Annotated in this window: 22 protein-coding genes and 1 pseudogene; 8 read left to right on the top strand and 15 right to left on the bottom strand. The window is 45.5% G+C overall.

The features are described from left to right. Positions 1-77: 77 nt before the first annotated feature. The 6 genes from QUA24_RS10725 to QUA24_RS10700 all read right to left on the bottom strand — a co-directional run bounded on the left by QUA24_RS10725 (position 78) and on the right by QUA24_RS10700 (position 5,812). On the bottom strand, positions 78-785 hold the full coding sequence (locus QUA24_RS10725; protein WP_333229482.1) for an ABC transporter ATP-binding protein: 708 nt from the start codon (positions 783-785) through the stop codon (positions 78-80). Between the two features lie 61 nt (positions 786-846). Beyond that, entirely contained in the window at positions 847-1,626 is a 780-nt protein-coding gene (locus QUA24_RS10720) for an ABC transporter ATP-binding protein (RefSeq protein WP_333229479.1), read from the bottom strand. A 96-nt stretch (positions 1,627-1,722) separates the two neighbouring features. Beyond that, a complete protein-coding gene (locus QUA24_RS10715) occupies positions 1,723-2,283 on the bottom strand; it encodes a hypothetical protein (RefSeq protein ID WP_333229477.1) in 561 nt (186 codons plus the stop codon). An 11-nt stretch (positions 2,284-2,294) separates the two neighbouring features. Further along, positions 2,295-3,062, bottom strand: coding sequence for a hypothetical protein (locus QUA24_RS10710; protein WP_333229475.1), 768 nt, complete (start codon positions 3,060-3,062; stop codon positions 2,295-2,297). Between the two features lie 205 nt (positions 3,063-3,267). Further along, positions 3,268-4,176, bottom strand: a complete 909-nt coding sequence (locus QUA24_RS10705; protein WP_333229473.1) for a class I SAM-dependent methyltransferase — start codon at positions 4,174-4,176, stop codon at positions 3,268-3,270. Positions 4,177-4,249: 73 nt separating this feature from the next. Continuing rightward, positions 4,250-5,812: an ABC transporter permease subunit gene (locus QUA24_RS10700; protein ID WP_333229471.1), complete on the bottom strand. Its 1,563-nt coding sequence runs from the start codon at positions 5,810-5,812 to the stop codon at positions 4,250-4,252. Positions 5,813-6,083: 271 nt separating this feature from the next. Here QUA24_RS10700 and QUA24_RS10695 point away from each other — a divergent pair, with 271 nt between their 5' ends. Beyond that, positions 6,084-6,656, top strand: coding sequence for a Uma2 family endonuclease (locus tag QUA24_RS10695; RefSeq protein WP_333210680.1), 573 nt, complete (start codon positions 6,084-6,086; stop codon positions 6,654-6,656). A gap of 133 nt (positions 6,657-6,789) precedes the next feature. Here QUA24_RS10695 and QUA24_RS10690 read toward each other — a convergent pair whose 3' ends face one another. The 3 genes from QUA24_RS10690 to QUA24_RS10680 all read right to left on the bottom strand — a co-directional run bounded on the left by QUA24_RS10690 (position 6,790) and on the right by QUA24_RS10680 (position 10,238). Further along, positions 6,790-7,893 carry a branched-chain amino acid ABC transporter permease gene (locus QUA24_RS10690; protein ID WP_333229468.1) on the bottom strand — a complete coding sequence of 368 codons (1,104 nt, stop codon included), beginning with the start codon at positions 7,891-7,893 and terminating at the stop codon, positions 6,790-6,792. Positions 7,894-8,083: 190 nt separating this feature from the next. Then, complete coding sequence (locus QUA24_RS10685; protein ID WP_333229466.1) at positions 8,084-9,478, bottom strand: branched-chain amino acid ABC transporter substrate-binding protein; 1,395 nt, start codon at positions 9,476-9,478, stop codon at positions 8,084-8,086. Between the two features lie 505 nt (positions 9,479-9,983). Further along, entirely contained in the window at positions 9,984-10,238 is a 255-nt protein-coding gene (locus QUA24_RS10680; RefSeq protein ID WP_333229464.1) for a hypothetical protein, read from the bottom strand. A 165-nt stretch (positions 10,239-10,403) separates the two neighbouring features. Here QUA24_RS10680 and QUA24_RS10675 point away from each other — a divergent pair, with 165 nt between their 5' ends. From QUA24_RS10675 to QUA24_RS10655, 5 genes and pseudogenes are all read left to right on the top strand, one after another. After that, positions 10,404-10,580: a nucleotidyltransferase domain-containing protein gene (locus tag QUA24_RS10675; RefSeq protein WP_333229462.1), complete on the top strand. Its 177-nt coding sequence runs from the start codon at positions 10,404-10,406 to the stop codon at positions 10,578-10,580. A 36-nt stretch (positions 10,581-10,616) separates the two neighbouring features. After that, complete coding sequence (locus QUA24_RS10670; RefSeq protein ID WP_333229460.1) at positions 10,617-10,751, top strand: hypothetical protein; 135 nt, start codon at positions 10,617-10,619, stop codon at positions 10,749-10,751. Continuing rightward, the gene (locus QUA24_RS10665; protein ID WP_333229458.1) at positions 10,729-11,085 is read left to right on the top strand and encodes a HepT-like ribonuclease domain-containing protein; all 357 of its coding nucleotides are present in this window, start codon (positions 10,729-10,731) and stop codon (positions 11,083-11,085) included. The genes QUA24_RS10670 and QUA24_RS10665 overlap by 23 nt, the downstream gene beginning before the upstream one ends. A 159-nt stretch (positions 11,086-11,244) precedes the next feature. After that, a pseudogene (locus QUA24_RS10660) lies at positions 11,245-12,611 on the top strand (IS4 family transposase). Between the two features lie 322 nt (positions 12,612-12,933). Further along, entirely contained in the window at positions 12,934-13,380 is a 447-nt protein-coding gene (locus QUA24_RS10655; RefSeq protein WP_333229456.1) for a hypothetical protein, read from the top strand. A 228-nt stretch (positions 13,381-13,608) separates the two neighbouring features. On the opposite strand, the gene QUA24_RS10650 is transcribed toward QUA24_RS10655, so the two are convergent. Both QUA24_RS10650 and QUA24_RS10645 read right to left on the bottom strand, forming a co-directional pair. Continuing rightward, positions 13,609-14,163, bottom strand: coding sequence for a cyclic nucleotide-binding domain-containing protein (locus QUA24_RS10650; protein ID WP_333229454.1), 555 nt, complete (start codon positions 14,161-14,163; stop codon positions 13,609-13,611). A gap of 333 nt (positions 14,164-14,496) precedes the next feature. Continuing rightward, a complete protein-coding gene (locus tag QUA24_RS10645) occupies positions 14,497-15,480 on the bottom strand; it encodes a DUF1517 domain-containing protein (protein WP_333229451.1) in 984 nt (327 codons plus the stop codon). A 300-nt stretch (positions 15,481-15,780) separates the two neighbouring features. On the opposite strand from QUA24_RS10645, the gene hemB reads away from it, so the two are divergent. Then, positions 15,781-16,764, top strand: coding sequence for a porphobilinogen synthase (gene hemB / locus QUA24_RS10640; protein WP_333068624.1), 984 nt, complete (start codon positions 15,781-15,783; stop codon positions 16,762-16,764). A 513-nt stretch (positions 16,765-17,277) separates the two neighbouring features. After that, positions 17,278-17,766, top strand: coding sequence for a GNAT family N-acetyltransferase (locus QUA24_RS10635; RefSeq protein WP_333229449.1), 489 nt, complete (start codon positions 17,278-17,280; stop codon positions 17,764-17,766). 192 nt (positions 17,767-17,958) lie between these two features. On the opposite strand, the gene QUA24_RS10630 is transcribed toward QUA24_RS10635, so the two are convergent. The 4 genes from QUA24_RS10630 to QUA24_RS10615 form a co-directional block, all read right to left on the bottom strand. Beyond that, the gene (locus tag QUA24_RS10630) at positions 17,959-18,894 is read right to left on the bottom strand and encodes a HAMP domain-containing sensor histidine kinase (protein WP_333229447.1); all 936 of its coding nucleotides are present in this window, start codon (positions 18,892-18,894) and stop codon (positions 17,959-17,961) included. A gap of 25 nt (positions 18,895-18,919) precedes the next feature. Beyond that, positions 18,920-19,513 carry an L-threonylcarbamoyladenylate synthase gene (locus QUA24_RS10625; protein WP_333229445.1) on the bottom strand — a complete coding sequence of 198 codons (594 nt, stop codon included), beginning with the start codon at positions 19,511-19,513 and terminating at the stop codon, positions 18,920-18,922. A 53-nt stretch (positions 19,514-19,566) separates the two neighbouring features. Continuing rightward, entirely contained in the window at positions 19,567-20,454 is an 888-nt protein-coding gene (gene prmC / locus QUA24_RS10620) for a peptide chain release factor N(5)-glutamine methyltransferase (protein ID WP_333163033.1), read from the bottom strand. A 140-nt stretch (positions 20,455-20,594) separates the two neighbouring features. After that, entirely contained in the window at positions 20,595-21,428 is an 834-nt protein-coding gene (locus QUA24_RS10615) for a Tic22 family protein (RefSeq protein ID WP_333163035.1), read from the bottom strand. Positions 21,429-21,445: the final 17 nt, after the last annotated feature.

Below are 21,445 nucleotides of genomic sequence, written 5' to 3'. Positions count from 1 at the left end.
TTGTTATTGGTTGGTTTCTGGTTGTTAGTTGTCAGTTTCAATAACCAATGCCAATGCCCAATGCCCAATGCCCATATTTAACTTTCACCTAAATATGCTTGGCGAACAGTTTCATTTGACTGCAAATCGCTAGCAGTACCAGCGACTACAACCTGACCAGTTTGGATAACATAGCCGCGATGGGCTACACTTAAAGCCATACGGGCGTTTTGTTCCACCAGTAAAATAGTTGTTCCTTCAGCATTAATATCGCGGACGATCGCAAAAATTTGACTGACTAACATCGGTGCCAATCCCATACTCGGCTCGTCCAATAATAACAAGCGGGGGCGCGACATCAAAGCCCGCGCGATCGCCAACATTTGCTGTTCCCCGCCGCTGAGAGTTCCCCCTTTTTGACTAATTCTTTCTCGCAAACGAGGAAATAAATTTAATGCTTTTTCCATATCGGACTTGATACCGAGAGTATCGTTGCGGAGATAAGCACCCATTTCCAGGTTTTCTTGCACCGTCATTCGCGGAAAAATCAGCCGCCCTTCGGGACTTTGAGAAATCCCCAAACGGACGATCGCCTCTGTAGATAGTGCTTCTAAAGGCTTTCCCTCAAATAATACAGTGCCTTGGCGCGGGCGCAGCAGTCCTTGAATCGTGCGGAGAGTGGTCGTTTTCCCCGCCCCGTTGCTGCCGATTAATGTCACAACTTCTCCCTGCGAGACTGTTAGCGATACTCCTTTGAGAGCGTGGATATTTCCGTAGTAGGTGTGTATGTCTTTAATTTCCAACATAATTGCTCTTTGTGGGCTATATTTACCTAAATCTTAATCAAAATATGGAGATATTTACCCATTAACCATGTCCATCTTCTTCTTTTCCCAAATATGCCTCAATTACGCGAGGATCTGAGCGAACTTCGGCCGGAGTTCCTTCAGCAATTTTAGTACCGTACTCCATAACACTCACGCGATCACTAATTCCCATCACCACCTTCATATCATGTTCAATTAGCAAAATACTCAAATTCAACTCATCGCGAATTCGGTAAATAAAGCGAGTTAAATCAGCCGTTTCGTTCGGGTTCATCCCCGCCGTAGGTTCGTCCAAAAGCAGCACTTTAGGATCGGAAGCCAAAGCCCTCGCAATTTCCAATCTCCGCTGGTCGCCGTAGGAAAGGTTTTTTGCCAGCTCCGGCGCTTTAGCGGCACCTAAACCGACAAAATCAAGCATAGTGAGCGCTTTTATTTTAGCTTCCCGCTCCTCCAGATTCGCAGCGGGAGGGCGGAGGATTGCACCCAACAAACCTGTTTTTAATCGGCAGTGTCTACCTACTAAAACATTATCCAGCACAGTCATGTTGTTAAACAAGCGGATATTTTGGAAAGTTCTAGCAATGCCGAAAGTTGTCAGGCGATCCGGTGGCAAACCCGTGATATTCTTCTGTTCTAAAAGCAACTGACCGCCACTCGGTTTGTAAATACCTGTCAGCATATTAAAAAAAGTAGTTTTGCCCGCACCGTTGGGGCCGATCAAACTGGCGATCGAGCCTTTTTCCAATGTTAAACTAACCTGGTTGACCGCAGTCAAACCCCCGAATCGCATTGTAAGTTGCTGTGCTTCTAATAATGACATTTTGGTTGTGATTCCTAATATTAGTTAAGTTGTTGAAGAGTTGCCCCTTGAGTTTTAGGACAAAAACAGTGGAAAATTAAATGAGAGACAGTTCAGCTAAGGTTTAATATCTCTCCAGCGTCTAGCTTCAATGTGGTGCTGTTGTAGCAATCGGTTAAAGTCTTCGGTATCAGTTGCTGCAATGATTACGTCTATTCCTATTCTCTTAATAATGACGGCTTGAGCGGCTATGATTAAGTCTGCATCGTAGGCTACATAAGAATTATTGTGTGCAAAAGCCCATAACTCAGCCGCTTCTTGCATTACGTTGCCCTCTTCGCAAGTAACTGGAAAATATGCAACTCCTTTTTTTGTGATTAGCGCATCTAGCCTTTCAATAGCTTTAAGAGCTTTTTGTTTCTCTTCTAGTCCAGATTTGCGATCGCAGATTCGCCTGATATGCTCGCGCCTTGCTTCATAGTTTACGATTTCGGATATAGCTATAGAATATTCTTTATTTATTAGCGTCTCTAACCATTCATTACATTCAATTGCTTCTAGAATCGATTTTTTAACTTCGCTTTTAGCATTTTGAGCCAACCTAGTTTTGCTTTGCTCAACATCGGGATGTATGAGTTTTCCGACGACACCCGTATCTAAAAAAATTAACGTACTCATGAATTAGGTTGCTAGTTGTCTGATAGCTTTTCAAGCTCATTAATGTACTCTTCACGCCAGGAACGCAGAGTTTTAAGGAGTTCTTCTTTATCATCTGTTTTTAGTGCATTGTTGGCTTCTTCATAGAGTGATTTATACGAAAATTTTTTGCGGTCGTGCCTATCAATTTCCCACAAAATTGCTTTGGCTGCATTTCTTATGGCTATAGCTTGGCTGGTGATTTCATCTGCTGGTCTTTTCTTGGCATAATCTTCAAATGTTTTATAGCTGATTAGTGTGTGAGCTAGACCTTTGCCTAATTCGCGACCTCTTTTGGTAAAGAAGCTTAGATGATTTTCTGCAATATCTAATAAATTGATGAGTCCTGCGTAAAACAATCCTAGTTGCTTTACTTCGTTGTCTTCAACAGATGCAGCAAGCGTATAAAATTTGGCAGACATCATTGTTCTAGATATTTTAGCCCAAAGTTGTACATTTTCTATGCCATCAACAGCTTCCTTCGGGGCAAAGTCTTTGTACTTTGTCTTAAATGCTTCGACGCTACGTTCAAGTTCTTCTAAGCTTTTATGTCTCTTAGAAGAATTGCTTTCTGATTCAATATGGAGATAAAGCTCGTAGATTGACAGCAGTTCTCTAAGACCCTCCTCTGGTGCCAGAGCATCTTGAGATTGGAATGCTTTTTCTAAGGATTTTTGTATCGCTGCAAATTGTTCTCCAACTCCCTTAATTTCTTCGGTGTCATTGCTTTTTTCAATAATTTGTTTTGTCGCTAAAATCATAGCTTTGAATAATTGGAGTGATTCGACCTTGGCCAGACGATACAGAGGATGGCTAATCCTGCTGCCGTGACGACCAAGCTTGTTAAGTCCTAGTTTAGCCTGCCTGAGACATATTGGTAAATACTTTTGGAGGCATTCGGGTACAGCAAAGTGCGATCGTCTTTGCTTTGATAAGGTGCGCCAGCAGCCAATTGTGTCCGTTGAGTCAAATCTCTTGACTGACGCCCCCGACTACATTTTCTAACGTACAGACAAAATAGAACTTAAAAAGATTAGATTCGATCGAACGGCCAGGGCGATATTGTGCGTGTAAATCGGCAGTCGAAAAGTTTTCAATAACTTTGAGATTGAGTTCGTCAGCCAAAGTTGCAATCTTTTCAAACCCAGTAATCCACGGTGCATACATACTTTCGTATTTATCTATGTAATCATTGATATCTTGGTAGCCCGTTGTTCTCAAAATCACCTTTTCCGACATATAATCAAAGGACAATCGAAAATTCTCAACATAGTCGCGAATTTGTTCTAACACAAATATTACATCTTTTTTGTCAAGCAAGGTTGTGTTGCCTTCCCACAAAAAATATGTCGGTAGAGCGAAATCAAATTCACTCTGTTTGAGCAAGGAAATTAAACCTTCTTTTACGTAATCGCCGGGAATATAGCGAACATTGGCAGTAACTTTGTTTGCTTTGAGAGTTTCTTCTTTTAATTGAAGAGTCGCGCGGTGGTCTATTTCAAAATAAATCACTCTTTCTCCATTAATTCTAGCAGGGCGAGTATCCAAACCCGAACCTAAAATAACTACTTGCTTGCAACCTCCTAAAATTTGATTTGACAAAACATCATCAAAATATTTAGTCCGCAACTTAACCATTTCTTTAGCTGTGGGAGAGTTGTGAGCTATTTGATCAGCTATTTTTTTTGTTTCCTCATTTAGCCATATTTTTACTACATGATCAGTGTAAAGAGGAATTGCCTCTTCATTCTCTTCTGATCTAAATTCCGCAACGATAAAAGCACTACCAGTTACATTGTTCATGGCTAATCTTTCACCCTTACTAAGTAGTTGGTTACAAATAAACATTAGATGGGGAGGGGGGTTTACACTCATAAACTCCCTTCCATCCTAGATTTTTAGCTAAACCAATTTACAAAATACTATGTTTTTTGCCCTTACCTAGTTATTAACTTCTCGCATCTGCTAAAGACTCATTGCTCGCTTCACCATCAGAATGCAGTTCAGCTTGGTGTATTTTATCAGGAATCAGTCCCTCCGGCCGCACGAGCATCATGACAACAAGAGTTAGGCCAAATAGGAATAAGCGCATTTGAATCGGGTCTAAACTGGTTGCCAGAAAGTCTCGCAACTGGGGAATTGCAATCCTGGGGAGTACAAAAGTATTCAGAAAACCCTTGAGGACTTGGGCTAATTGTGGTAGATAAAGCCGATCGGCAGACATGATAATGATAGCGCCCAAAATCACCCCGGTCATGTTGCCCAAACCGCCTAAAATCACCATACACAGGATGATTACCGACACCGAGAAATCGAACACGCTGGGAAAAATTGCGCTGATATAGGCGGCGTAAAACGCGCCTGCAAAGCCCGAAAACGTCGCTCCCATCGCAAAAGCCGAAAGTTTGGTTTTGACCAGGTTAATCCCCATCGCACTAGCCGCTAACTCATCTTCGCGCATCGCATTCCACGCCCTGCCCAAACGGGAATCTCGCAGCCGCGAAATCATGAAGTAAGCGAAGACAACTAGCAGCAAAATTAGGTAGTACCAGGGAAAGTAGTTGCCGGTGCTGAAAGTGCCGATAATGGGAAGAGATGGACGCCCGATCGGGTTTATTCCCGCTTCGCCGCCGGTGAGGTTAAAAGGTCGATCACACCCAACCAGACACAGCACCAACTCAGGTTTACCCAACACAGCCGCAACAATCTTCGAGACTGGTTCGTCGATGCGAATCGCGGTTAAATTCCTAAAGACAACCGGGATAATTTCGCCAAAACCGAGGGTAACAATCGCCAAATAATCGCCCTTGAGCCGCAGTGTGGGAATACCCAGGATTACACCCGCGATCGCAGCTACACCGGCCGCGATCGGCAATACCACCCAAAAATTCCAAGCAATATTTAACTGCCCAGAAGATAGCAAAGCCGTTGTGTAAGCGCCGATCGCAAAAAATGCCGCATATCCCAAATCCAACAAACCCGCAAAACCCACAGTAATATTCAAACCCAGCGCCAACATAATAAAGATTTGAATCTGTACTACAGTAGCAATCCAGCCAGTCTGAGCCTGAATGTCGATAAACGGAAACAGAATTAGAATAAAAGCTAATGTCACCAGAGTTGCCAGCCGCTGGCGTTCCCCCTGCAAACCCTGCAAAGCACCCATTAACGTAGCTGTCAAAATTGCGATCGTCAAACTGCAAATTCCGTAGAGCAGAGTAGTCGGCAAAGCCACAGCAGATTGCCCCGAAAAAGGTCTAATCAAAACCCCTTCTACCACACTCGCAGCTAACAGCCAAACTCCCAATCCCAATCCCGCTAAACTGCCGATAATCGCACCCATTTTCGGGCTGTAAACCTTCTGCTCCCGACAGCTCATAAAGCCCGCCGCCGTACCCATCAGCCAGCCGATTACGGTGCCGCTCCAACCGCCGAATAACAAAACCGTCAAAGAGGCGATCGCCCCTAAAATACCGCTCGATTTAATTGCTTTAATTATCTTGTTTGACATAGGAAGAAGTTATTAGTCATTAGTCATTAGTTATTAGTCAGCAGTCAGTAGTTAGATGAAAGAATGCTAGGAATCGCAGTTATAAATGCGACTGACGCGGGTCGTGCCAAATTCGGTCTCAATGAATGCGATCGACTGCTTATCGTGGAAACGGTTGATCGGGCTAGCTACAGTTTAGAGTCTTTTGAGTTAGATTATTGCACCAAAAGTGACGAAACTTCAAATATACTGGAACTGTTACCCCAACACACTTCAAACGGGCGATCGCCATATGGTACAAGCACCTCAAAAAACTATCACCCTGGACGAGTTTTTGCAACTCCCAGAAACCAAACCGGCTAGCGAATACATCAAAGGTGCGATCGTACAAAAACCTATGCCACAAGGAAAACACAGCAAACTACAAGGCAGACTCGTAACAGTCACCAACGACATCGCAGAGAAACCGCAAATTGCCCTAGCCCTACCAGAACTTCGCTGCACCTTTGGCGGACGTTCTATTGTTCCCGATGTCGCCATTTTTGTTTGGAATCGCATTCCCCTAGACGCTGACGGCGAAATTGCCAATACATTTAATGCTTACCCAGACTGGACAATAGAAATTTTGTCCCCAGCCCAAAGCCAAACCAAAGTCACAAACAATATTTTGCACTGTTTGAATGCCGGTTGTCAGATGGGTTGGTTGCTCGATCCGGATGAAAAAAACATTTTAGCCTATCCCGCAAGGCAGCAGCCTATTTCCTTGCAAGAACCAACAGATATACTTCCGATGCCCAATTTTATGCCGGAAATGCAGTTGACTTTAGGCGAAGTTTTTGGCTGGCTCAAACCAGGGAATATTTAAAACGTAAAATAACCTAAAATGTAAAATGCGATCGCTTTTAGTTCCCCAATTTCTTAAAGAAGTCGGGGGTCTGGGTGCGATGTTTTTTTAGATATACTTAAATGTCTCTTGCCCTTATTTTAACCCTGCAACTTCAAACCTTCTCCTGAACATTCTCGCCCAACAAACCGCCCGGTCGAAAAGCCAAAATCACCACCAAAACCCCAAATACCCAAGCATTAGTCCAGCGACTCGACAAATACTGATCGCTCAAAGACGAAAGCAACCCAATCAAAACACCTCCCAACATCGCCCCGACAATATTGCCAATCCCCCCCAAAACCGCCGCCGTAAAAGCCCTCAAACCCGCCGTAAACCCCATCGTAAAAACAATAGTATTGTTGTACAAACCAACCAGAATCCCAGCCGAACCCGCCAAAGCTCCCCCAATCAAAAAAGTCAAAGCAATAATCTGATCTACATTAATCCCCATAATTTTAGCAGCATCGCGGCTTTGAGCCGTTGCCCGCATCGCCTTTCCCAGACGAGTGTACTGGACAAAAACATGAAGCAAAACCATCAATACCACAGCCACTACCAACACAATTAAATCTTTCGTAGTAAATACAATACTCGTTTGAATTCCCAAAAACTTTAGAATATCAACTCGCGGCAACAAATCGGGAAAGCTTTTCGGAGCCGCCGAATTAGAACCCATCACTGGAATAAAAGCTTTCAATCCTCCCCAAAACAGACCCATATTTTGGAAAATAAAAGAAACTCCAATTGCTGAAATTAAAGGAGCCAAACGGGGAGCATTTCGCAAAGGTCGATAAGCATACTTTTCGACAACAACATTCAGTCCAGCACAAAACACCGAACATACAATTAAAGCGACTAACATCACTGGTATAGCAATACCTAAAGGTGCGCCATCTTGAATCCCAAAAGCCCCGAATACGGTTAGGGAAGCAAAAGCACCCAACATATACAAATCGCCGTGAGCAAAATTGATTAACTCAATAATGCCATAAACCATAGTGTAACCCAAGGCAATAATTGCAATCAGCGCCCCGTTCACCAAACCCACTAACAATTGTTGAATCAAAACTTCAGGACTGCTGGCTATTTCTCCTAAAATTTTTGGCAAATCAAATCCTGCGATCGGGCCTAATAGCAAAACTATATAAACTACACCTAGATATAAGAGAATACTTTTCCAGTTCTTCATGTTTTTGAGTAATTGGGAATTGGGCATTGGGCATTAGGAACATTCACTCTACTCGTTTCTAGGCAGATATTAGAAACGCGGATTCGGAGGCTCTACCTCCAATTTTTCGGATCGGAAAGCCCAGCAGACCAAGAGTTACATTGGTTCCTAAGCAGAGCCTAGGAACCAGTTAAAATCACTACTGACAACAGTCAACTGACAACTGACAACTGACTAATTATTCCGTCTTGAGCGCATTCACGAACTCCCACTTGCCACCTTTAACAACATTTCCTGACATTGTAGTCAAGCTCGTGTCGCCGTTGGTGTCAAAACTCCAAGTGCCGAGTACCCCGTTAAAGTCTTTAGTTGCCAAGACAGCCTCGCGGATAGCAGCGCGGTCATTTTTGCAAACTTTATTAATTGCGCCGATCGCAACTTTAGCAGCTTCATAGGCGTAAGCTGCATAAGCTTCCGGTTCAGCATTATATTTTGCCTTGTAACTTGTGTACCACTTCGCACCTGCACCAGTCAATTCTTGAGGAGGCAAGCCACCAAAAGTAGCGTAAACTCCTTCGGCATCTTTACCTGCCGCGTCAATTAAAGCTTGCTCTTTAATGCCGTCGGGCCCCATGAACTTAACTGCATCAGGCGTCATTCCGACATTTCTCATGTCTTTAATTATTTGTCCCGCATTGCTTTGAGTAGTGCCTCCAAGGTAAATCATGTCGGGATTTAAAGCTTTGATTTTATTCATTAACGCCTTATAGTCGCTAGCTTTAATATCAATTCCCTCTCTTCCGAGGACTTGAATTCCCAACTTTTTAGAAGTTGCTTCAAAAACATCAGCGATGCCTTTACCGTAGAGTTCTTGGTCGTCGAGAATGTAGACTTTTTGCACGCCCAAAGATTTCGCCCAGTTGCCAGCTACAGCACCTTGAAGGTCGTCAGCGGGGACAACGCGGGTGAAATTACGAGTGCCAGCGGGATAATAAACGTTGGGTTCTTTGGCTTCGCCTTTTCCTGGTTTAGTCAGTCCCGGATAAGTGTTGGCCGGACTGATCATGACGATGTTAGCTTGGTTGAGCACGGGAATGGAAAGTTTGGCTGCACCGGAGTTATAGTGACCGATGACGGCAACTACCGAACCGTCAGCCACGGCTTTGTTGGAGTTGGACGTTACTTGGGCAGGGTCCCATTTGCCGGCGGCGGCGGTGGCGTCATCGTAAACTTCGTATTGGATTTGGATTTTGCCGTCGCAAGCTTTCGAGTTGGTTTCGGCGAGGGCTTGTTGGATACCGTTGACCATTGTTTGAGCTTGACCCAAGGCGCTGCCTGTCATCGGCAGCATGGAGACAATTTTGACAGTATTTGGGTCTCCAGGGTTGCTGACTGCGACGGGAGTGGCTGCGGGACTGGTTCCGGGACTGCCTCCGGGAGTTGTGGCGGTGGGTGCTTGAGGATTTTGACAGCTAGCGCACACAGAGGCTATTCCGGCGGCGAGCAGTAATTTCCGCAATCCTCCGACGCCGAGATTCTTTGTTGGGTTGGTTTTTGTGGATGTGGGACTTTTGCCCCCTGATTTTTCTGAAAAGTTCATAAGTTGGTTGGTTTGTTGCTGGCGTTTTTGCATATTTTTCACTCTAGTCAGTATGTAGTCAAGAGTTAGCACAAGTTTAAAAAATTTGTGTCAACTCTCAAAGATACACTGCTGCCGCCAGAAGGTCGGGACTTGGGCCATATCTGATATCAATGTCGGCGATATCCAAAGTTTAGACTTGAAAAAAGTCTTATTCGCCTGGTTCTGCGTGGTATTGTGCGATCGCAGTTTGGATTTCCTCGGCCGAGACGTTTGCTTGTTCTGATTTCGAGTAAATCAGGTGTAAAACAACCTGGTCGGTGATTCAACTTGATAAATCAAACGATAGCCACCGCTCTTACCAACTTGGGCATCACTGTTTTTAGCCCGGACTTTGTAAACGGTGTATGGGATGCCTGTAATCTGGTTTGCGATGAAGTTTCCTTGGATAATCTGATCGAGGACGGGCTTAACATCGGTTTGAATTTGGCGCTACTTTTTAGCGAGTCCTTTGAGGCGACGTTTGAAGAGTGCCGTGAATTTGAGTTGGACTGGCATCTCAGACATTGATGCCGTCCCAGAGCTCATCGATGGGGAAGGTTTGTCCCGCTTTGGCTTGGTGGAGGGAGACTTTCAGGTCAGCGAGGATTTTGTCGTTGGAGTCGGTGTCTGAGTCAAAATCCGAGTCGAAGTCTGGGGCGAGTGCGGTCTGTGTCCGACTGGTCAAAAATTCCAGGAATGTCAGGGTTTGCTCTAAAAGCGATTCAGGAGTCCGTTCGATCGCTTCTAGAAGGCGTTGTTTTATCGGCGACATAGGATGACCTCTCAATCTAGCTCCTCTCATCTTATAAGTAAGTCTAGTAAATTTTGTTTGCATCGAAAACTTAAATGTGTCTGGGATGCTCAAGTGTGGTAAATTAGCGGCTGCTATAGCAATGCTTGGATTCTCTGAATTTTGTAGTCTGAGGTTGACTCGCCCATGATTGAGTTACAAGCGGATTTACAATATGTAGTGAGCGATCGCCTAAAAGTTTCTTTAGATGCGATCGCGAAATTTTGCCAGCGCTGGAACATTGTCGAGTTTGCCCTGTTCGGCTCGGTGCTGCGGGATGATTTTCGCCCTGATAGCGATGTGGATGTATTAGTTACTTACTAGCGCTCGCACCGCCTCACGCTGTCTCATTTATTGAGTATGCAGGAAGAGATAGAGGATTTATTTCACCGTTCTCTAGATTTGGTGGAAAAAAAGCAGTTAAAAAATCCCTATCGGCGATCGAACATTTTGAAAACGCATCGAGTGATTTATGCCAGCGAACGATCGGGATAGTGCTTCACTTTGGGGCATGGAGCAAGCAATCCGTCGGATTCAACAGTTTACTACTGATGCTTCTTACGACACTTACCTGGAAAGTGTTTTTATGCAAAGTGCCGTAGAGCGGCAGTTGGGGATTTTGGGCGAAGCAGCTCGCAGAGTTTTGATCGAGTTTCAGCAGTTTCATCCCGAAATTGATTGGCGAAATGCGATTAACTTACGCAATATTTTACTTCACCGTTGTGACCAAGTGAGACCAGAAGTTATTTGGAATATTGTTACAAGTGTTTTGCCTGGTTTACGGGTGCAATTAGAGGCATTACTGCCACCGTTACCTGATGATACTTGATATCATGCCCGGTCAAATTCCTCCGCTTAGCGCTTGAGGGCGATCGATCCGGTTCGTAGTGAGGACTTTAGCCCAATGGCACTGAAAAAGTGAGCCCCAAAAAATCTGTAAGGCAATATCTACATAATTGCCTGACCAACCAAAATATCTCTCTCCATTATGGCAAATCGTGCGTGCATTCTTAAACAACAATTTTTGCCGAGCGTTGCCTCACCTTGGGAGAAGCTGCTGCCAGATTCGTTAGTCCAAGAGCTTCTAGCGAATAAGAAAATCACCTACGACCAAAGCATCTACACACCGATAGTCACATTGTGGGCGATGATATCTCAGGTACTCGCTCCCGACAAAAGTTTAAGTGGGGCCGTGAAGCGGATGAGTACGTGGCTCAGTGCCGCCGGAGTCCAGCCTCCTTCTTCTGATACCGGGGCATACAGTAAAGCTCGTCAGCGACTACCAGATAAACTCGTTCAACAGTTAGTACCCATAGTCGCAGAGGAAGAGAGAAAAGCAAGTTCCCATAGAACAAGAATGGTGTGGACGACGGGTGCGGGTACTAGATGGGACAACAGTGTTGATGAATCATACTGTTGCTAATCAAGCCGAGTATCCGCAACACAGCAATCAAAAAGCTGGGTGTGGATGAACCATCGCTAAAATAGTGGTACTCTTTTGATTGATCACGCTTGGCTGTGGTATCCGCTGGCATAGCTGACGCAGGCGAGCAGTGAGATTGTGCTCAGCCGTTTAATTTATGCAAATTTAGTCCCCGACGATGTGATATTGCCATAGCAAGCTTATGATAATTATGTCGATTTATTTGTGGTGAAACAGCCAGGAGCAGATGCTGTTTTCCGTAAAAATCATTTCCGTAAAACTGACTTAATGGCGGGGAAAAAAGTTGGGAATTGGCGCTCAAAAAGTCGTCGGGAATCAGCCCCAACATTGTCCCAACCCACATGACTTTGGAGGAATTCGAGGCATGGCCGTCTAGTTTCATCGTCCGGAAAGTATGGCGAATTAAGTGCCGTGGCTTCAGAGCTGAGCGTATCATTGTAGTGACAATATTGGTGGATACAAAACGGTACACTGTTAAAAAGTTGACTTGTTTATATGGGTTTCGTTGGTCGGCAGCAGTTAATTGACGCTATCTCAAAACCACGTTAAAAATGGAGATATTAACAGCTAAAACTCCGGTGATGGTGAGAAAAGAAATCTGGACATACTGATTAGCTTACACTTGATTACGTACCATTATGTGGCAGGCTGTATCTTTGTCAGAAAATACAGTTTTTCAACTCTCATTCCAATCAACCAGGCAGCAGTTGAATCTGTTATTGATGCTGTTGGCAACTACAGGAAAATGCCAACAGCGACAATGGCGTCAATTACTTTTGGAACAGGTGGCAACTAATTTACTTACGATTCGACCTGAGCGTTCTGAATCTAGTGTTTGGAAACCCAGGCAGAAACCGTATCCTCGAATGCAGGAACCTCGCTCTGTCTTGAAAGCTAAACGGAGGGAGTGATTAAGCCTTTTTCTGTGCCATTGGACTTTAGTCATGATAAAAATCTGAAGACCAAAGTCCTCACTACAAACCCCTTGATTAGAGGTAATTGACCTGAAAGGATATTATCTGTCTTTAGATAGATGTCAAAGAGTATAAAAATGTGAGTTTTTCAATAAAAAGAGAAATTTATCAGTCTTGAGGAAGACTCACTAAATGTATGGGAGATTGCAGCAATTTCTCGCAAACTATAACCAAAGATAGTTTGTTAATGAGTTAGCTTACACTTATTATTTAAACATAAGCCAAAGACCTTTTTGAAAAGATAACTCAGGAATAAATCATGACTAATCGCCAACCAATACCCCCCAAAAAAGAAGTTAGCAAATCAACACCGGCCGACGAACAAATCGAAGCCAATATGGAAGCCCCCCACTACGACAGGGGCATTACTCCTGCTGAGACAGCAGCGCGGCAAGAACGGGAAGGGGCTAACTTCATGCACGCAACCACCGAAGGGAAGCAGAAAAGTGCAAAAACTGATGACCAAACCGATGACGAAAGCATTCACACTACAGATGGTTATACAGTAGACAAAGAAGGTCTGGTTAACAATTACGCGGTCGAACCGGAAATGTACATCAACGAACCGGGCGATTTGAGAGCAAAAGAAGAAGCCGAAGCTGCAGAACGCGCTCGAATTCTCGCAGAAATCAAAGATAAAAAAGGCGAAGAAGGAAAACTGACAATGGATGCAGACACCCGCGGCAAAGGGCCGGGCATTATCTAGATTGTCTAGTTGGTAGTTTCATTTGGGCGCGCGAGGTTGCAACGGCAAAGCACAGGGGCGGGTTTTTATAGTTTCGGCAATTATAGATGATCGATATTTCCGGTACGACCCGCCCCTATTTCGTTCTGCACATCTGTTTTTTGAGTTGAGAAGTTACATCGTACATCTCTCAATGACCGTATCAATCGGCCAGTTTTCAGACCCAGCTTAAAAACGCCTTAAAATTCCTTAAGGTTTAACATTTTCCCTCAGCCAATTAAACTTAGCCTCAGCTAGCGCCAAATTTTCCAGGACGTTAGGGTTGATATCCTCTCGTTCAAATTCTGGTTGCTCTAATTCAATATTGCGACCGTATTCTATATGTCGGATCGTACCGCGCATCCTGTCTGCCAGACACAGTGAAATTCCATAATAAAACCGGGAAGCAAAGCCCATATCGTTTTGAAGTTTGATGACTAACTGCCGCCTAGGAATTGCTAGCAAGTGAGTTTCTTCGATCGCCTTTACCGTTGCCAAAGGAGGGCGAGCGTCAATGAAAGAGACTTCTCCCACCAGTTCTCCGCTGGCTATTTTAGCGAGTTCTCTAGTCCGCTCAGCCTCGATTAAAACACTCAAACTCCCATTCAAAACAATGTAGAGCGCATCTATCTGTCTCCCTTCATGGATCAAAATCCCGCCCGGCTCTAGAACTTCTTTTTTACCTTTATGGACGATCCAGTTGATATCGTCATTATTTAACTGGCTCAAAATAAAAAGTGCTTTTTTTCTGCTGCTGTCGGCCATAAGTTTTAGCTCTCGATCGCTGCTTGCTTATTTATATAAAATTTAGATGACGCGCGATCGCAACTTCTTCCGAAGCAGCCCTCGCTTAATACATTTTTTTTATCCTGCCTAACTTCTTCGCAAAACCCATATCGGGCAGGCTTTGCCCATAGCAGATGAATCACGCTGAAGCATGATCTCTCAATACTAGCATTTGTTAAACAATCTTTTTTAACTCGATCGACCTCCCCAACCTCCCGCGAAATTCCTGTCTCAAAAGCAATGGGGCTCACCCGCCCAGCTTGGCTGCAGGATGGGGCGCGGCAGATAATGCTCCGCGCCCAGTCTTGCTCACTAAATCGAGCGCAAATCAGGATAGCCCGCCAACATATCGTCAGCAGTCAGAGTGTCCCCGTTCGCTTGAGGAGTCCACAGCACCTCAACCGCCAGCAACTGCTCGCTCGATACTCCCCCAATCTGACGCAAAGCTTGGCGCAAATCTTCAGAGTTTTTCACTGCTGGCAATTGCAATTTGCCTTGAGTACCGACAATCACCGTCACCACAATAAATTCCCCAGGATCTGAATTCAAATCAGAAGCAACCAGCGCCCCATTTTCTTGCAAACCTGGCAGGATATTGCTGCTCCCTGCTTGCCGGAGCTGATTGTTATAATTTGAAAGCGTTTCTTCAGTAAATTTGCTGCGTTCTGCCAAAGAAAGTTGATTAAACTTAGCTTCGGCTGCCTCCAAGCGAGTTTGCACAGATTCAGCGCCCGCGTAAACCCAGTATTCAGGATGTCGCAGCAGCGCCAGAGTAGATTCTTGCAGCACTTGAGCACGACCTGCCGCTGTATCGGTATCCGCTTTTTGCGCTAAGGAGTCGAGTTCGGCTTGCAAACCGCGGGCCTCTGCTAGCAAACCAACTTGTAAGCGGGCGACAGATACGGTGGTAGTGGCGGCGCTGTTGCCGAGTTCGTCAGTTCCGCCCCCGGCGCGGCGGAAGCTTTGGACGAGGAAATTAGCGATCGAAATAAAAATCAAAATCGAGAACAGGCCACCAAACCCGCCCCCAAAGCCAAAAAACGGCAGCAAGAACGGGAAACCAAAGCCACCTCCGAAGCCGCCGCCCGGATAGTAGCCTCCTCCCGACGGTGCGTAAGTGCGACTAGGAGACGAGTAACTGCGCGCCGGAGCTCTAAAAGATCCGCCCCCGATGCGTCCTCCGCTGCGGGCAGCCAGAGCTCCATCAGCGTTACCGAGGGCTAGCGTCAGTACCAGACCGATCGCAAATAGTGATTTCAAAAGCGGTTTGATCTTTGAAATTAGTTGCTTGTACATAAGACCGTTACTATTCGATACATTTATAATTTACAGTCTATCCTCGCTTCTGGGCAGCCTGGTTATAGGTATGAAGCCAGCGAGATATCCGTACCAACCCATCCAACCATAGTTAGGCCTGAGTCTGCAAACGAGAAAACCTAGAAAGAACTGGCATTCCTGACTACGAACAATGGACATCGCGGGTTTTACAGAAGTTTACTTATGTAAAGGGCGATCGGCCAACAATAAGCTCTAGACTTTTAAAGAAACGCCGCGAGTCCTCAAAAACAAGGCTTTATCTACCGTAAAAAAAACATTATGTTTCCAACTCACCGCCCCCGCCGCCTCCGCAACCATCCCCAACTCCGCCGGATGGTACGCGAAAATATCCTGACAACCAGCGATTTAATTTACCCCCTATTTGCCGTACCGGGGGAAGCTTTTGCTAAAGAAGTCACATCAATGCCCGGAGTTTACCAGCTATCGGTAGACAAAATAGTAGAAGAAGCAAAAGAAGTCTACGACCTCGGCATTCCGGCTATTATTTTATTCGGCATTCCCGCAGATAAAGACACAGATGCTACAGGTGCTTGGCACGACTGTGGCATCGTCCAACAAGCGACGGAAGCAGTTAAAAAAGCCGTACCTGATTTAATCGTCATGGTCGATACTTGTCTGTGCGAATATACCAGTCACGGTCACTGCGGCTATTTGGAAGTCGGAGATTTAAGCGGCCGCGTCTTGAACGATCCGACACTAGAATTGCTGAAGAAAACCGCCGTTGCTCAAGCTAAAGCCGGTGCAGATATTATCGCACCTTCGGGAATGATGGACGGTTTTGTCGGCGCAATTCGCGAAGGATTGGACTCCGCTGGATTTGAAGATATTCCCATCATGTCTTACGCGGCCAAATACGCCTCAGCTTATTATGGCCCATTCCGGGATGCTGCCGATTCTGCTCCGCAATTTGGCGATCGACGCACCTATCAAATGGACCCCGGAAACGGCCGCGAAGCTCTTAAAGAAATTGCTCTAGACATTGCCGAAGGCGCAGATATGCTCATGGTTAAACCCGCTTTAGCTTACATGGACATCATCTGGCGCGTGAAAGAAGCAACTAATTTGCCAGTTGCTGCTTACAACGTTTCTGGGGAATATGCGATGGTAAAAGCCGCCGCCCTCAACGGTTGGATAGATGAAGAAAGAGTAGTGATGGAAACTTTGACAGGATTCAAGCGTGCTGGTACTGATTTGATTTTGACTTATCACGCCAAAGACGCCGCCCGCTGGCTGCAAAACTGATTCACTTGATTTGAGATTAGAGATTAAAGAATTGACTCCACAGCACAATCTTGGGGTGTTTTCGTGGAGTCAATACCTCTCTCGGTAGATGATTTTTGAGCAATTAGGCAACACACTAGCTATCACTTACGCTTACCGATAAACGACGCCTCGAAACCTGGTTTTTACAGTTTCGGTGGGCTGTAACGAAATAGACGTGAGAAAAAATCCGGTTTCTCTGTAGACAAACTTCAAACCCCCTAAAAAATCAGTCATTCCCCATCTAGAATCTGAAATCTAAAATCTAAAATCGTATGAGTTATAAGTTGGGAATTTTGACTCAAAGACTTTTTTACAGAATTTAGCCCAAAAAGTATTAATAATCACTGAAATTAGTTAGAAAATATGTATAACTAAAAATAGTTTTGTAAATGGGGAATTCAACCATTGATAGTTCCCAAGCAAAATTAACTTTCACTCCTGTAAAACAGTAAAAGTAACACAGTTTAGATACAACTTGAAGGCAGATTGAGCATGACATCAACGACTAGGGATTCCAGTCACATTCAATTTTGTATAGGTCGCGATCGCGCAGACATCGCACAGATCCAAGAACTATTTAAAGCCGCCGCCTTTTGGGCGAGGGAACGCAAGATAGAAGATTGGGAAATTGCGATCGCCAACAGCGAACCCGTTGTTACAGTTTGGGACGGCTCACGGGCGATCGGCTTTGCCAGAGCCACCTCAGATGGGATCTATCGAGCTACCATCTGGGATGTCGCCGTTCACCCGGATTACCAAGGTGCAGGACTCGGCCGTAAATTAGTGCAAACCGTCTTGAGTCACCCTCGGATGTGCCGAGTAGAGCGAGTTTACCTGATGACAACTTACAAACAAAGCTTCTACGAGCGCATCGGTTTTCAGAAAAACGCTAGCACCACCATGGTACTTGAAAATCAGCTTCTAGAAGAGAATCTCGAATTAGAAATTAGCAATGGCGAATTGCTAACTGCTAATTTTTAAATAATCACCCGATTGGCATCAAAATCTATAATATGTAGGGTGCGTAAGGGCGCACCTTACTCCCTATAAATAATTTCCTTCTTTCATCTTCCCTCTAACATCTTCCCCACCTCCGTTAAATCTGTTAAATCCTTAGTCCTCTTCCCCACCTCCGTTAAATCCCGTACATTGCGCGTGGCCGAACTTCCTTCATCACAAAGTTGCCAAAGGAATAGAACACTGAGTCCGGTTAAAATTGCACTCTTCGGACTCAGAAGGCACAGCCAAAACCTCCAACTTTCCGCTCATCAAACTTAAAAGAGTCTGATTCATCAATAACCTCATTCCAGAAGACACCTGAGAGTTATCGCTGCTCTTGGTAACATCACACTCCAAATCGTGCTTCAGCAAATCCCAAGACTCGCTCCAAGCACTCACTGAACGCTGATCGTCCACCCAAATTTGAACGTATCCAGATTCCGGCGAAACATGGGCAGACACAGATATACTCCCCTCTTCCATCTGAGCAACAGCAGTATCTACCAAATTAACTAAAACTTGCCTAAATCTCGGCAAATCTGCCAATACATAAATCCCCGGATCAGGCGGCAATATCTCCAAACGAATGCCGCGATTAGCAGCTTGCAAGTAAGTTAAATCATCAACCTCGTCAAAAACCTTAGCTAACTGAATCGGCTCAATATCCATCCTGTCAGTGCCGTGTTCAGTTTTAGCAACAGAGATAATTTCATCTATCAATTTCACCAGCTTGAGTGCGGCGACGTGAGCTTGCTCGACAAACTCTCGTTCCTCAGCAGGATCGTCGCACAAATCCGAAAGAATTAATTGCAGCGTACCAATCATAGTGCTCAGGGGTGATCGCAACTCGTGAGAAGTTCGAGCCAAAAAACCCGCCTTAAATTGGCTCATCTCCGATGCCATCTGATAAGCCAATTGAGTTTGCTTAAGTTGCTCGGAAAGAGCATCAAACTTCTCTAACTGAATTTCTTGAGGAGGTGGCGGCACTTTGGGTGCAGGTTCGGGCTGTTGCGAGCTTTTTTGCCGCCGGCGCCAAATCAAACTGCTTCCCAAACCCAGCCCCAGTCCCATACCTAAATATATAAAGTTGCTCCAGCCGATCGGCGCCATATTGCTTTGCCTTGGAGTTTAGCTTTTAGCATTCTAACTCGATCGCGCCTTGTCGCAATATTTCCCACTCGCTGCCCGTCCATTTAGCCACAGTCGAAGGCAAACTCGAAGCTGTTGTCGCTGTTGCTAATTCCGAAGGAACTAATGTCAAGACTTCAGGAAACTGAGCCTCAATTTCTGTCACCGATTCCAGAGGCGGCTGGCCGGATAAATTAGCGCTGGTAGTAGCCAAAGGGCCTGTCTGCTCTAGAATCTTGAGGGCAAGGGGAAAGTCAGGCACTCGTACTCCGATTGTAGTTCGATCAATGGGATTGAGAGCCGCCGGGACTTTGGCTGAAGCCGGCAGCACCAAAGTTAACGCCCCCGGCCAATAGGATTCGGCTACTTGCTGCCACAAGTTTAACTCTGCTGGACTTCCCTGCACGTAAGGCCACAAGGCCCTCGCCGATGCTGCCATCAAAATCAGCGGTTTGTCTTGACTGCGACGTTTAGCTGCAAAAATCAACTCCGAGCGATCGGGACGCGCAGCCAAAGCGGGTACAGTATCTGTAGGAAAACTGACGATATGATTGCCAGAAATTGCCCCCTGAACTAGGGCATCGATCGAAACTTGTGTCATGCCATTTTAGATTTTAGATTTTAGATTTTTGAAGTACGACATATTCTTGAAACCTAACGTCGATACGCTAAGGCAAACCGATCGATTCCTGCTAAATCGGAAAATATCTGAACTTCACCGTAACTCCCGTGACTTTGCAGCATATCAGCTACCGCCTCAGCTTGTCCCGCCATCATCTCCACCAACCAAACTCCCCCGGATTCTAAATAATCAGGAGCCGTTTCTACCAAATGCCGGATGCAATCTAACCCGTCAAAACCACCGTCTAAGGCCAGATGAGGTTCGTGCTTCAAAACTTCCGGTTCCAGAGTCAGCACCGTGCTGCTGGGAATGTAAGGGGGGTTAGACACCATGCCGCTGACTTGACCTTTGAGAAATGCTAACGGTTCCCACCACAAACCTTGATAAAAATTAACTCGCGATTCAAAGCCCAAATTCTCAGCATTCAGTCGAGCAACTGCCAAAGCTTCCGAACTGCAATCTACTGCATAAACCCTAGCATTTGTCAACGCAGAAGCCAAGCCGATCGCGATCGCCCCGCTGCCCGTTCCCAAATCTACCCAATTCGATTGGGGATTAACTGAATAGCTTTTCACAGCTTCTACAGTTAAATCGATCAGCAATTCCGTTTCAGGACGGGGAATTAGCACCGCCGGCGTTACTTTGAGCGAAAAATGCCGCCAATGTGCAACTCCCGTTAAATACTGCACCGGCACCCGTTCCTGTAAGCGCCGCTGCAACAATTGAGCAAGTTCAGATAAAGACAACTTTAATTCAATTTTTGGCAAATCTTTAAACGACTCCAAACGCAGAGCCAACCTATCCAAACCAGCCAGCTCTTGCAGCAGCCAGTCGATTTCTGCTAGGGGAATGTCATGGGTGATCGCCTCTGTTTTAGCTTGATTCACCCACTGCCAAAGCTCTAAACCAGAAACAAACATAATACTTTTTTGGAAGGGGTAATTGTTAATTGCTAACTGGTAATTAGTAATTAGTAAATAGTAGGTTGAGTCGAGAAACCCAACCTACTATTTCATGAGTAATAACTGATGACTGATGACTAATGACTGCTGACTAACTATTAGCGAGCCGGCCGAGCTGGAGCCGGAGCTGGAGCCGGCCGAGCTGGAGCCGGAGAAACCTGTGGATTTTGGCCCGCACCGGCAGGTTGGAGCGATCGCACAAATTCCAGCGACTCCCGCGACGGAATCAAAATCATTTGGGTCAAAAACGGGTCGTTCTCAGTACGCAAAGCTTCCAAAACGCTCTCCAAGTTCACCACCTCAATCTTAATTGTGGCAGTCACGTTCGGCTGCTGCTGCTTAAAACGATCGACCATGCCCTGTAAATCCTCCTTGTTAAAAAACAAGGGAATCACCTCTTGCTGGCCTCGCTGAATCGTCAAATAACCATTTTCTGCGCCGCCTCTGGCCAAAAACAGAGGTACACCGTTGAACTCATTAACTTGTTGACCAGTCTGCTGAAGTACAGTTTTAGCCGACTGCACCTGCTGCGGAGCCGGAACGAAAGCAAATTGTACTTCCTCCGGCTTGCCTTTATTTGCTTGAGTGATCTGATAAATTTCCCCCAGCGACACCGGCATCACGCGCACCGTGGCCGCCAACTGAGGATTTCTGGTTTTCAGTTGATCGACAAAAGCTTGAGCATCTTTCTGGCTGATGAAAATTCCCGCCACGGAAGCATTACCAGTTTGACCCTGACCCTGCTTGGGAACAGAAGCGACGAGGGGCGCACCCTGAGCGTCTGTAATCGTAAATACCGGCACTGATCGCAATTTTTCCAAAATTTGCGGCTCCGGCAGTGCCAGTGCAGACATCTTGCCAATTGGGGAGGGGCACAGCAGAGTGCTGCCGACAATTCCCAATATTGCGCCCAAACGAACTAATGATTTCATGTTTTTTCCATCAGGAG

This window comes from Microcoleus sp. Pol12B5, from assembly GCF_036701335.1.
Taxonomy (GTDB): Bacteria; Cyanobacteriota; Cyanobacteriia; order Cyanobacteriales; family Microcoleaceae; genus Microcoleus.
This window is presented reverse-complemented; position numbering and strand designations above follow the sequence as displayed.